The organism is Thiorhodococcus fuscus, from assembly GCF_042682685.1.
In the GTDB taxonomy this organism is placed as follows: Bacteria; Pseudomonadota; Gammaproteobacteria; order Chromatiales; family Chromatiaceae; genus Imhoffiella; species Imhoffiella fuscus.
The window spans coordinates 128,425-140,778 of record NZ_JBHUHX010000052.1 but is presented as its reverse complement, the minus strand read 5'-3'; the positions used below and the strand labels follow the sequence as shown (position 1 = coordinate 140,778).

The 12,354-nt window shown below is 61.8% G+C and carries 8 protein-coding genes; 7 read left to right on the top strand and 1 reads right to left on the bottom strand.

Annotated elements, in window-relative coordinates:
- The first annotated feature begins 199 nt into the window (after positions 1-199).
- Positions 200-2,377, top strand: coding sequence for a malate synthase G (locus tag ACFSJC_RS17535; RefSeq protein ID WP_386028485.1), 2,178 nt, complete (start codon positions 200-202; stop codon positions 2,375-2,377).
- A gap of 156 nt (positions 2,378-2,533) precedes the next feature.
- On the top strand, positions 2,534-2,791 hold the full coding sequence (locus tag ACFSJC_RS17530; RefSeq protein ID WP_386028484.1) for an FmdB family zinc ribbon protein: 258 nt from the start codon (positions 2,534-2,536) through the stop codon (positions 2,789-2,791).
- A 115-nt stretch (positions 2,792-2,906) separates the two neighbouring features.
- On the opposite strand, the gene ilvA is transcribed toward ACFSJC_RS17530, so the two are convergent.
- A complete protein-coding gene (ilvA, locus tag ACFSJC_RS17525; protein ID WP_386028483.1) occupies positions 2,907-4,448 on the bottom strand; it encodes a threonine ammonia-lyase, biosynthetic in 1,542 nt (513 codons plus the stop codon).
- Positions 4,449-5,001: 553 nt separating this feature from the next.
- Here ilvA and ACFSJC_RS17520 point away from each other — a divergent pair.
- From ACFSJC_RS17520 to ACFSJC_RS17500, 5 genes are all read left to right on the top strand, one after another.
- On the top strand, positions 5,002-6,924 hold the full coding sequence (locus ACFSJC_RS17520; RefSeq protein WP_386028482.1) for a PrkA family serine protein kinase: 1,923 nt from the start codon (positions 5,002-5,004) through the stop codon (positions 6,922-6,924).
- Positions 6,925-7,069: 145 nt separating this feature from the next.
- Positions 7,070-8,341, top strand: coding sequence for a YeaH/YhbH family protein (locus tag ACFSJC_RS17515; RefSeq protein WP_386028481.1), 1,272 nt, complete (start codon positions 7,070-7,072; stop codon positions 8,339-8,341).
- Positions 8,338-9,831 (top strand): SpoVR family protein, encoded by a 1,494-nt coding sequence (locus tag ACFSJC_RS17510; RefSeq protein WP_386028480.1) that lies wholly within the window; start codon positions 8,338-8,340, stop codon positions 9,829-9,831. Before ACFSJC_RS17515 ends, ACFSJC_RS17510 begins: the two co-directional genes overlap by 4 nt.
- A 119-nt stretch (positions 9,832-9,950) precedes the next feature.
- Positions 9,951-11,642, top strand: coding sequence for a L,D-transpeptidase family protein (locus ACFSJC_RS17505; RefSeq protein ID WP_386028479.1), 1,692 nt, complete (start codon positions 9,951-9,953; stop codon positions 11,640-11,642).
- A gap of 235 nt (positions 11,643-11,877) precedes the next feature.
- Positions 11,878-12,318: a septal ring lytic transglycosylase RlpA family protein gene (locus ACFSJC_RS17500; RefSeq protein WP_386028478.1), complete on the top strand. Its 441-nt coding sequence runs from the start codon at positions 11,878-11,880 to the stop codon at positions 12,316-12,318.
- Positions 12,319-12,354 lie beyond the last annotated feature (36 nt).

Below are 12,354 nucleotides of genomic sequence, written 5' to 3'. Positions count from 1 at the left end.
GGACCGGGATGTGGCGCGCTCGACCGGCGTTTTCCTCTATTATTTCCTTTTTTCGATGCTTTGCCTTGAGGTAATCAATCAGGCTAATGTTGCGCCCGTGCCGACACGACCTGACATTGCTTCGGTTCCGCACGATCAATCCTGCCATACCTCACTGAGACAAGTCCCTCGCTGTCAGGGGGAAACGGAGGTCGAGACGATGACTGAACGCTTGGATGTGGGCGGCCTGAAGGTCGCAAAAACCCTCTACGATCTGGTCAAGGATGAGATCGCACCCGGGACCGGATTGGAGCCCGATACCTTCTGGTCTTCCTTCGGGGACATGGTTCGCGAACTCGCGCCGCGCAACCGGGCGCTGCTGGAGCGACGCAACGCGATTCAGGCCCAGATCGATGCCTGGCATCGCGAACATCCGGAACGCCCGATCTCGCTCGACGCCTATCGCGCCTTCCTGATCGAGATCGGCTATCTGGTTCCCGAGGGTCCGGACTTTTCGGTTTCCACGAGCAACGTGGATCCCGAGATCGCCCAGATCGCCGGTCCCCAGCTGGTGGTGCCGGTCAGCAACGCCCGCTATGCGCTGAACGCGGCCAATGCCCGCTGGGGCAGCCTCTACGACGCGCTCTACGGCACCGATGCCATTGCGGAGGATGAGGGGCTGGAGCGGACTGCCGAGTTTAATCCACGTCGAGCGGCGGCCGTGGTGGCGCGCGCGGCGGCCTTCTTGGACGAGGTGGTGCCGCTGAATCGAGGCTCTCATGCCGATGCCTGCGGTTACGGTTTGGGCAACGGCAAGCTGGTGGTGCAGCTTCCGGACAACAGCGAGACCATGCTCAAGGCGCCGGAGCAGTTCGTCGGCTATCGCGGCAACCCGGACCGGCTCGACGCCGTTCTGCTGGTCAACAACGGATTGCATATCGAGCTTCGCATCGACCGCGAGCATCCGATCGGCAAAGACAGCGCGGCCGGCATCGCCGACATCCAGGTCGAGTCCGCGATCACCAGCATCCAGGACTGCGAGGATTCGGTCGCCGCCGTCGACACCGAGGACAAGGTCGGGGTCTATCGCAACTGGCTGGGCCTGATGAAGGGCGATCTCACGGCGGCCTTCAGCAAGGGCGGGCGCATGATGGAGCGCGCGCTGGAGCCCGATCGAGTTTATTCGCGTATCGGTGTCGGCAGCCTCACCCTGCCGGGCCGCTCGCTGATGCTGGTGCGCAACGTGGGTCATCTCATGACTACGGACGCGGTGCTCGACGCCGAAGGCCGCGAGATCCCCGAGGGGATGCTCGACGGCATGGTGACCGCCTTCTGCGCATTGCATGACGTTCACCCCGAGTTCGGCGCGCGGCGCAACTCGCGTTCGGGCAGCGTCTATATCGTCAAGCCCAAGATGCATGGTCCGGAGGAGGTCCAGTTCGCGGTCGATCTGTTCGGACGCATCGAAGACGCCCTCGGTCTGGCGCGCAACACGCTCAAGATCGGCATCATGGACGAGGAGCGCCGCACCACGGTCAATCTCAAGGAATGCATCCGCATCGCCCGCGATCGGATCATCTTCATCAACACCGGTTTCCTCGACCGCACCGGTGACGAGATTCACACCGACATGGAGGCCGGCACGGTGCTGCGTAAAGGGGCGATGAAGAACGCCACCTGGCTGCGGGCCTACGAGGACTGGAACGTGGACACAGGCTTGGCCTGCGGGCTTCCGGGGCACGCCCAGATCGGCAAGGGCATGTGGACCATGCCGGACGAGATGGCCGCCATGCTGGAGGCCAAGATCGGTCATCCTCAGTCCGGGGCCAACTGCGCCTGGGTGCCTTCGCCGACGGCTGCGACCCTGCACGCGTTGCATTATCACCAGGTCGATGTGGCGGCGGTTCAGGCCGAATTGGCCAAGGGTGGGCGTCGGGCCACCTTGGACGACATCCTCCAGATCCCGCTGGATCCTGAGTGCGCCTGGACGCCGGAGGAGATCCAAGAGGAGTTGGACAACAACTGCCAGGGCATCCTCGGCTACGTGGTGCGCTGGATCGACCAGGGTGTCGGTTGCTCCAAGGTGCCCGACGTCTCCAACGTGGGCCTGATGGAGGACCGCGCCACGCTGCGTATCTCCAGCCAGCACATCGCCAACTGGCTGCGTCACGGGGTGGTAGGGCAGGATCAGGTGATGGATTCGCTGCGCCGCATGGCGGCGATCGTCGACGCGCAGAACGCCGACGACCCGCTCTACCGGTCGATGGCGCCGGGCTTCGACGGCATCGCGTTTCAGGCCGCCCGCGACCTGATCTTCAAGGGTTGCGAGGTTCCGAACGGCTATACCGAGCCGACGTTGCACGCCATGCGCAGACGCTTCAAGGCCGAGGTGGGCTGACGGGCGTAAGGGTCGATCGTTTCCGTCGCTCAGCGGGCGTGTCCGGTGGGCGGCGGCACGATAAAACCATGCGAGTTTCTAGGCTTTGCGCGCCGAATCGGTTTGCCTATAATCGCGCGCATTATTAGAAATCATCGATATAGCTGGAGACTGAGCATGCCCACGTACGATTATCGCTGCGACAGCAACGACCGCGTGATCGAGGTCAGCCATCGGATGAGCGAGAGCCTTTCCACCTGGGGCGAGCTCTGCGCTCGCGTCGGCATGGAGACGGGCGAGACGCCTGCGGACGCCCCGATCCATCGTCTGGCGACCGGCGGCAATGTCATTTCGAGCGCGAGCCTCGGTAGTGGCATGGCTCCGGCCTGTCCCTCCGGTTCCTGCTGCTCCGGGGGAATGTGTGGATTGAACTGAGTCCGACTCGGACCCTTTAGAACGGCGGCGCATCCTGGTGGTGCGCCGCCGTTTTGCGTTTTAAGGCCAGCCGCCAGCCGCCAGCCGCCAGCCGCCAGCCGCCAGCCGCTAGCTTTCAGCCTTTGGTGTCCTCTCCATTGCCCGCGCTCGCGAAGATCCGGTAGGCCGGATTGTCCGTCTCTTCCCAGTAGGGGTAGCCGAGGTCGTCGAGCGAGCGGAGAAAATCGCTCCGCTCGGCGGGCGGGATCTGGGCGCCCATGAGCACCCGGCCGTAGGCCGCGCCGTGGTTGCGGTAGTGGAAGAGGCTGATGTTCCAGCGTTTGCCGAGCGCGGTCAGGAAATTCAGCAGGGCGCCGGGGCGTTCGGGGAATTCGAAGCGCACCAGCGTTTCCTGGTCGATGCCGGGGGCGTGTCCGCCGACCATGAAGCGGATGTGCTGCTTGGCGGTTTCGTTGTCGGTCATATCGACCACCTTGAAGTCCTTTTCCAGGAAGCGGGCGATCAGCTCGGTACGCTCCTCGCTCCCTCGGCTCAGCTCGACCCCCACGAACACCTGCGCCCTGCGTGCGTCGGCATAGCGATAGTTGAATTCGGTGATCTGGCGTTTGCCCAGCGTGCGGCAGAAGGCGAGGAAGCTCCCGGGGCGTTCCGGGATCTCGACGGCCAGCAGCGCCTCGCGGTGCTCGCCGAGTTCGGCGCGCTCGGCGACGTGACGCAGCCGATCGAAGTTGATGTTGGCGCCGCTTTCGATGGCGACCAGATGCGCGCCTTGGGTGCCGTTGGTCTCGACCCAGCGTTTCAGGCCGGCGACCGCCAGTGCACCGGCAGGCTCGGCGATGCCTCGGGTGTCGTCGAAGATGTCCTTGATGGCGGCGCAGATCTCGTCCGTGCTCACCAGTACCACCTCGTCGACCCGCTCGCGGGCGACGCGGAAGCATTCTTCTCCGATCAGTCGCACCGCGACCCCGTCGGCGAACAGCCCGACCTGTGGTAGCTCGACGCGTTTGCCGGCCGCCAAGGCGTCATGCAGCGTCGGCGCCTCGGCCGGCTCGACCCCAATGATCTTGACCTGCGGATACATCCATTTGACGTAGGCCGCGATACCGGCGATCAGTCCTCCGCCGCCCACCGGGACGAAGATGGCGTGCGGTGGCTCTGGATGCTGGCGCAGGATCTCCATGCCGATGGTGCCCTGACCGGCGATCACGTCCGGGTCGTCGAAGGGATGCAGGAAGGTCAGACCTTTTTCTTCGACCAGGGTCATGGCGTGGGCGTAGGCCTCGTCGTAGGAGTCCCCGTGCAGCACGGCCTTGCCGCCGAAGGCGCGTACCGAGCGCACCTTGATCGCCGGCGTGGTGCGCGGCATGACGATGGTGGCCTGAACGCCCAGTCGGCTGGCGCCGAGCGCGACACCCTGCGCGTGGTTGCCGGCACTGGCGGCGATCACGCCCTTGGCGCGCACCTCTGGGTCCAGATGAATGAGCTTGTTGTAGGCCCCGCGCAGTTTGAACGAAAAGACCGGTTGCAGGTCCTCCCGTTTGAGAAAGACCGCGTTGCCGAGACGGCTGGAGAGCTGGGGGGCGCGGGTCAGGGGCGTTTCGTGGGCGACGTCGTAGACACGGGCCTTGAGGATGCGTTCGATATAGGAGTCGGGCATGGGGAATCTCGGTACTGCCGGGGATGGCCGAATGTTACAGGATTGGACGCTGGGGGAAGGTTCACGCGTGTTTTTCGGTGCTCGCGGTTCTCGCTTTAACCCTTCGATGTCTTCACCTCTTGTGTTGGTTAACCGCATTCGTCCTTGGACCTGGGGCTGTCGGTCACCATGTCATTGAATGAGTGATTCGCTCTGGTTTTGTCGTCGCTCCATTGCGGGGCGCCGTAGAACCAGTGTCGAGAAAAAGGATCCTAATGGAATCGGCGCGGCGATGCCGGTTCGACAGGCGCCAGGAATTGTTCTGGTGCGGCTTTCGACGCTGGATGCACCGCAAGGGTGCGGGCGAGGTCTTGCGCCAACATGAGGTTTCTTCATCCGTGGGAGCCGTCATGGGTGGCGAGGATGCGACATCCGGGCGCGCTTAAATGGCGCGATTTTTGCGGAAATCAGCATGCCAGATCCTCTCTCACAGTCGCCCCGTATGTGGAGGGCGCGCGAGGTGATCGATTCTGGATCGGGCACGCATCATCAGCTTCCGAGTGAGGTAACGTCTATGTCGATCTTCGAACGCTATCAGGCACGTTTTGAGGCCTCCCGCGAGGAGGTGATGAGCCTGCACGAGTACCTGGAACTCTGCAAGGCGGACCCGAGCGTCTACGCGGGTCCCGCCGAGCGTCTGCTGATGGCGATCGGCGAGCCGGTATCGATCGATACGCGCGACGACCCCCGTCTGAGTCGTATTTTCCAAAATAAGGTACTGCGCCGTTATCCCGCCTTCTCCGAGTTCTACGGCATGGAGGATTCGATCGAACACCTTGTGTCTTATCTGCGACATGCCGCGCAGGGACTGGAGGAGAAAAAGCAGATTCTCTATCTGCTCGGTCCGGTGGGGGGCGGCAAGTCCTCCCTGGCGGAGAAGCTCAAGGAGTTGATGCAGGAAAAGCCCTTTTACGCCATTCACGGGTCGCCGGTCTTCGAGTCGCCCTTGAGTCTCTTCTCGCCCGAGGAGGATGGCGCCATCCTCGAAGAGGATTATGGGATTCCGCGCCGCTCTCTGCGAACCATCATGTCGCCCTGGGCCGTGAAGCGGCTTCAGGAGTTCAATGGCGATATCACCCGTTTCAAGGTGGTGAAGCTCTATCCCTCGATTTTGGAGCAGATCGCCATTGCCAAGACCGAGCCGGGAGACGAGAACAATCAGGATATCTCAGCGCTGGTCGGCAAGGTCGATATCCGCCAGCTCGAACGCTTCGCCCAGAATGACGCGGACGCCTACAGCTACTCGGGCGCGCTCTGCCGAGCCAATCAGGGTCTGATGGAATTCGTCGAGATGTTCAAGGCACCGATCAAGGTGCTGCACCCCTTGCTGACGGCGACTCAGGAGGGGAACTACAACGGAACCGAGGGTCTCTCGGCCCTGCCGTTCCAGGGCATCATTCTGGCCCATTCCAACGAGTCGGAGTGGCAGAGCTTCCGCAACAACAAGAACAACGAGGCGTTTCTCGACCGTGTCTTCATCGTCAAGGTGCCCTATTGTCTGCGTGTCAGCGAGGAGGTGCAGATCTACGAAAAGCTGTTGCGAAACAGCTCACTCGCCGAGGCGCCCTGCGCACCGGGGACCCTCGAAATGATGGCCCAGTTCTCGACCCTGACACGCATCAAGGAACCCGAGAACTCCAGCATCTTCTCCAAGATGCGGGTCTACAACGGAGAGAACCTCAAGGACACGGACCCCAAGGCCAAGTCGGTTCAGGAGTACCACGACTACGCAGGCGTCGACGAGGGCATGTCGGGCATCTCGACCCGCTTCGCCTTCAAGATCCTGTCACAGGTGTTCAATTTCGATCACAGCGAGGTCGCCGCCAATCCGGTGCATCTGCTCTACGTGCTGGAACGCCAGATCGCCCGCGAGCAGCTACCGCCCGAGACCCAGGAGCGTTATCTGGGATTCCTCAAGCAGTATCTCTCTCCGCGTTATGCCGAATTCATCGGCAAGGAGCTGCAGACGGCCTATCTGGAGTCCTACGCCGAGTACGGTCAGAACATCTTCGACCGCTATGTGACCTACGCCGATTACTGGATTCAGGATCAGGAATATCGGGATCCGGACACCGGCGAGATGATGAACCGCTCCACCCTCAACGAAGAGCTGGAGAAGATCGAGAAGCCCGCCGGCATCTCCAACCCCAAGGACTTCCGCAACGAGATCGTCAACTTCGTGCTGCGCGCCCGCGCCAACAACGGCGGTGCGAATCCGAAGTGGACCAGCTACGAGAAGCTGCGCGTGGTGATCGAGAAGAAGATGTTCTCCAACACGGAGGATTTGCTGCCGGTCATTTCCTTCAACGCCAAGGCGTCGGTGGACGAGCAGAAGAAGCACGACCAGTTCGTCGACCGCATGACCGACAAGGGTTACACGCCCAAGCAGGTTCGGCTCCTGTCCGAATGGTATCTGCGGGTCAGAAAGTCGCAGTGATTCGTCACGGGCGCACGGGCTGGATACGTGAACGTCCGGTTCGGGTTTTCCAGAGACAGCGAATCGATCCGAGTGCCGCTGGCTGATCGCCAGCGGCCCCTCCTCGGGCGATCGAACCGCCTAGACGCAGAGAACGCATCCTCATATGTCACATTTCATCGATCGGCGTCTGAACGGCAGGAACAAGAGTACGGTCAACCGTCAGCGTTTCCTGAAGCGCTACAAGACCCAGCTCAAGCGGGCCGTTGCCGATGCGGTCAACAAACGGAGCATCACCGACATCGATTCGGGGGAGAAGGTTGGCATTCCCTCCCGTGACATCTCCGAGCCGGTCTTTCACCACGGCAAGGGTGGCGTGCGCGATATGGTCCACCCCGGAAACCGGGAGTTCATGCGCGGCGACAAGATCCGCCGTCCCGAGGGCGGAAACGGCGAGGGTTCCGGTCAGGGCAAGGCGGGGAAGGGAGGTACAGGCGAGGACGACTTCGTCTTCGAGTTGTCGCGCGAAGAATTCCTCGACCTGCTCTTCGACGACCTGCAATTGCCCAATCTGGTGCGCAACCAGCTGGTCGGTACCACCGAGTTCAAGACGATCCGCGCCGGCTACGCGACTCAGGGGGCGCCGACCAACATCGACGTGGTGCGCTCGCTCAAGGGCGCCATCGCGCGTCGCACGGCGCTTGGCGCGCCGTCACGGGCACGGATCCGCGAATTGGAGGAGGAGATCGTGGGCCTGCTGTCCTCCGGCGTCGCCGAGGACGACATCAGGATTCGCGACCGTCGTGAGGAGATCGACCGGCTCAAGACCCGGATCGCCGCGCTGCCCTTCATCGATACCTTCGATCTGCGCTATCAGAGCTTCGTCAAGCAGCCGGAACCCACCAGCAAGGCGGTGATGCTCTGCATCATGGACGTCTCGGGGTCCATGGATCAGGTCCGCAAGAACCTGGCCAAGCGCTTCTTCATCCTGCTCTATCTGTTTCTGCAGCGCAATTACGACAAGATCGAGGTCGTCTTCATCCGCCATCACACCATTGCCCAGGAGGTGGACGAGCAGGAGTTCTTCTATTCGCGCGAGACGGGGGGGACCGTGGTGTCGAGCGCCCTCAATCTGGCTTACGAGGTCGTGCGCGAACGCTACGATCCGAGCGTCTGGAACATCTACGCCGCGCAGGCATCGGACGGCGACAACTGGGATTCGGATTCCGGGGTCTGCCGCGACATCCTGATGCAGCAGATCATGCCGCTGATGCGCTACTACGCCTATGTCGAGATCACGCCGCGCCAGCATCAGAGTCTCTGGTATGCCTATCAGGAGGTGATGGCGGCCCATGCCCACTTCGCCATGCAGCAGATCGACGGCACAGACGATATCTATCCCGTGTTCCGGGAGCTGTTCAAGAGGCAGGAAGCATGACCAAGCGACTCATCACCGATTCCTCCGAGTGGTCGTTCCCGCTGCTTGAGCGTTTCGACCGCGAGATCGCTGAACGGGCCCATAACGTCTATGGCCTGGATACCTACGCCAATCAGGTCGAGGTCATCAGCTCGGAGCAGATGATCGATGCCTATTCCTCGGTCGGGCTGCCCATTTATTACCATCACTGGTCCTTCGGCAAGCAGTTCGTCTCCACCGAGCAGACCTATCGGCGCGGTCAGATGGGGCTCGCCTACGAGATCGTCATCAACTCCGACCCCTGTATCGCCTATCTGATGGAGGAGAACAGCCTGCCGATGCAGGCGCTGGTGATCGCCCACGCCAGTTACGGTCACAACAGCTTCTTCAAGGGCAACTATCTGTTTCGGACCTGGACCAGCGCCGATGCCATCATCGATTATCTGGTGTTCGCACGGAAATATATCGCCCAGTGCGAGGAGCGCCACGGGCATGAGGAGGTCGAGCTGTTGCTCGATTCCTGCCACGCGCTCATGAACCACGGCGTCGATCGCTACAAGCGCCCGGCGCCGCTCAGCATGGCCGAGGAGCAGCGTCGGCAGCGCGAGCGCGAGACCTATCTCCAGTATCAGGTCAACGATCTCTGGCGGACCCTGCCGCTTCAGGAGGGCGCCGCCGAGGAGAGCGGCGAGACGCGCTGGCCCGAGGAGCCGCAGGAGAACTTGCTCTACTTCATCGAGAAGAACGCCCCGCTGCTCGAACCCTGGCAGCGCGAGGTGGTGCGGATCGTGCGCAAGATCGGCCAGTATTTCTATCCGCAACGCCAGACTCAGGTGATGAATGAAGGGTGGGCTACGTTCTGGCACTACACGCTTCTGAACCATCTCTACGATGACGGTCTCGTCAGCGACGGGTTCATGATGGAGTTCCTGCAGTCCCACACCAGCGTGGTATTCCAGCCGCCGTTCGATGCATCCTATTACAGCGGCATCAATCCCTATGCGCTCGGCTTCGCCATGATGCGCGACATCCGTCGTATCTGCGAGAACCCGACCGATGAGGATCGTTACTGGTTTCCGGACATCGCCGGCGGCGACTGGAAGAAGGTGCTGGACTTCGCCATGCGCAATTTCAAGGACGAGAGTTTCATCGCTCAATTCCTTTCGCCGACACTGATGCGCGATTTTCACCTCTTCGCCATCTGCGACGATGATCGCGAGGAGCATCTGAATGTAACGGCGATCCATGAAGAGCAGGGCTACCGAGCACTGCGCCAGGCGTTGGCCGAGCAGTACAACCTCGGTACCCGGGAGCCCAACATCCAGGTCTTCAACGTCGACCGGCGCGGCGACCGTTCCATGACGTTGCGTCATTTCATTCACAACCGGCGCCCGTTGGGCGATTCGGTCGAGGAGATGCTGCGTCATATCCGTCGACTTTGGGGGTTCGCGGTCCGGCTGGAAAGCGTCGACGACCAGGGGCGGGTTCAGTTGATCGGGGAGGCAGTCTGATCGGGCACTGTCCGAGCGCCGATGCCGGTTATGTTTCGAGGGCCATTCTGTTGCGCACACATCTCGGATAATATCCACAGTCTGACGATCGTTGTGACTCCCCTATCAGAGGGCGGCCGATGAAATTGCGTGTCTATCTGCGGTTCGTCTGCCTTTGTCTGGCGCTTGCGCCGGCCTGGGCCTATTCGAATGATCTTCTTACCAACACTCTGGGCGCCCTGAAAGACAGTCGCACGGTCGCGCTCGCGGGTGTGCCTCTCCTCTCCGGTCGTCTTCTGGCCGATTTCTACGCTCAGCGCGGGGGCGCCCTCGTCTGGACCGATCCGGCTCGCGTTCGCGCACTCCTGGCGTTGGTCGAGGCATCCGAGTCCGACGGCTTCTCGCCGAGCGATTTCCACGCCGAGACGCTGAAGGCCATGAGCGCGAAGGGTGCGCTGACCGCATTGGGCGATTCCGAGCGGATCGCTATGGATATCCTGCTCAGCGACGCACTGCTGCGCTACGTCCATCACACCCGCTATGGCAAGGTCGATCCGGTGATCCTTGATCCCAAGTGGAATGACCGGGCTCCTGTCCCCGCCGAGACGCTCATCTCCGAGATGTCCGGTGCCCTGGACGCCGAATCGATGGGTGACTTCCTGACATCCCGCCTCCAAGAGCCATTCTGGTATCGCGATCTCAAACAGTCGCTCGCCAGCTATCTGGCCAAGGCGCATCTGAAGGATCTTCCACCGCTACCTGCCGGAAGACTCCTGGCCCAGGGCGACCGCGATCCCCGGGTCGGCATGGTGCGCGAGCGTTTGCGTCTGCTCGGTGTCGATAGCCTGGCCGAGCCCCTCGATCCCACTCAGTTCGACTCGGACCTACGTCAGGCCGTGATGGATTTTCAGCGTCGTCAGAGGCTGTCGCACGACGGAGTTGTGGGGCCGGCCACGATCGCGGCGCTGAATAGCCCATTTGATGAGAAGAAACTGGATCAGATTCGCATCAACTTGGAACGCATGCGCTGGCTCTATGCGGATCTGCCGGCGGATTATCTCTTCGTCGACGTCGCCGATTATCAGGTGCGGTTGATTCGCGCGGGTGAGATCCGTTGGACGACCCGGGTCGTCGTCGGAACGGCTGACGCCCAGACGCCCATGTTCCGGGACTCCATGGAACACCTCGTCTTCAACCCGACCTGGACGGTGCCTGTTTCCATTCAGAAGGCCATGGGGAGGGTCTCGGCCCGCTATACGCTGGTCGATCGTCGCACCGGACGCAAGATCTCTGGAGGGGATGCGAGCAACTACAAACGCTATCGCGTCGTGCAGCAGCCGGGGCCAAAGAACGCGCTGGGCCGGGTCAAGTTCATGTTCCCCAACCGTCATGCGGTCTATCTCCATGACACGCCGAGCAAGTCGCTATTCGGACGCTCGCGGCGTGCGCTCAGCCATGGCTGCGTGCGAGTCCAGAATCCGGAGCAGCTGGCCGAACTCTTGCTGCAGGGCTCGTCTTGGGATCGTGCCGCGATCGACCGCGTCATCGGGACCAATCGCACCCGTTACGTCAACCTCGACCAGAAACTGCCCGTCCTTCTCTACTACCTCACGGCCTACGCGGATGTGTCGGGCGTGCATTTCCGCCCGGATGTCTACGGGCGCGATCAGGCCTTGCGTGACGCCTTCCTCGGCGGACCCTCGCTCAATGTCCGCATCGCCTTTCCCGAGCCAGACGACGCCACCAACACCAAGGTATCTCCGGTGAATCCTTCCGATGGTGAGGATGAGGTGTCGCCAAATGGTGTTCGGTTGACCCGCTCGGAGGGTTGAGCCAGTAGGGCGGCTTGGTCCGAGCTTGTCCAGGGTATAGATCGCGTGTCGTAAACAGGAATGATCGATATTCCAGTGGACTAGACGCGATATTTATGAACGAATCTTAATCGCCGCGACGGCGAGTTTTGGCTGGTTCAGGTCCAAATTGCCGGTTAGAATGCCGCTCCTAGTCAAATAGCCGAGGGGGCCTGCTGAGGCGCCCAAACACCAAATGACACGCGGAGGAAGCGTTTTGCTCAAACGAGGCATCTGGATTACCCCCTTTTTGCTGTTCTGCTCGCTTCTGCCGTTCGTACCGGCCAACGCGATGGTGACTCAGGGCGTGGCCTCCTACTACGGAGAACGCTTTGACGGACGTCGAACCGCCAGTGGTGAGCGGTTCAACATGAACGCACTGACGGCGGCCCACAAGACCCTCAAATTCGGAACCCGCCTCATGGTCACCAACAAGGCCAATGGGCGCTCCGTCGAGGTGACCGTCAACGATCGTGGTCCCTACGTTCGCGGTCGAACCATCGACCTCTCCAAGGGCGCCGCACGTGAGCTTGGCATGCTGGGCCGTGGCGTCGCTCCGGTCGAACTGAAAATCCTCAATGACGACACCATCACGGCTCCCTCCAGCTCCGGCCTCACGGTCGCGGCCGCACAGCAGATCCTGATCGATCTCTTCTGATCGGATTGCGGATGGGCGGGAGCCGATCCGCCCATC

What these genes read in the sequence shown, in the direction of transcription:
- ACFSJC_RS17535 (WP_386028485.1), top strand. Translation starts at nt 200, where the DNA reads ATGACTGAACGCTTGGATGTGGGCGGCCTGAAGGTCGCAAAAACCCTC.
- ACFSJC_RS17530 (WP_386028484.1), top strand. Translation starts at nt 2,534, where the DNA reads ATGCCCACGTACGATTATCGCTGCGACAGCAACGACCGCGTGATCGAG.
- ilvA (WP_386028483.1), bottom strand. Translation starts at nt 4,448, where the DNA reads ATGCCCGACTCCTATATCGAACGCATCCTCAAGGCCCGTGTCTACGAC.
- ACFSJC_RS17520 (WP_386028482.1), top strand. Translation starts at nt 5,002, where the DNA reads ATGTCGATCTTCGAACGCTATCAGGCACGTTTTGAGGCCTCCCGCGAG.
- ACFSJC_RS17515 (WP_386028481.1), top strand. Translation starts at nt 7,070, where the DNA reads ATGTCACATTTCATCGATCGGCGTCTGAACGGCAGGAACAAGAGTACG.
- ACFSJC_RS17510 (WP_386028480.1), top strand. Translation starts at nt 8,338, where the DNA reads ATGACCAAGCGACTCATCACCGATTCCTCCGAGTGGTCGTTCCCGCTG.
- ACFSJC_RS17505 (WP_386028479.1), top strand. Translation starts at nt 9,951, where the DNA reads ATGAAATTGCGTGTCTATCTGCGGTTCGTCTGCCTTTGTCTGGCGCTT.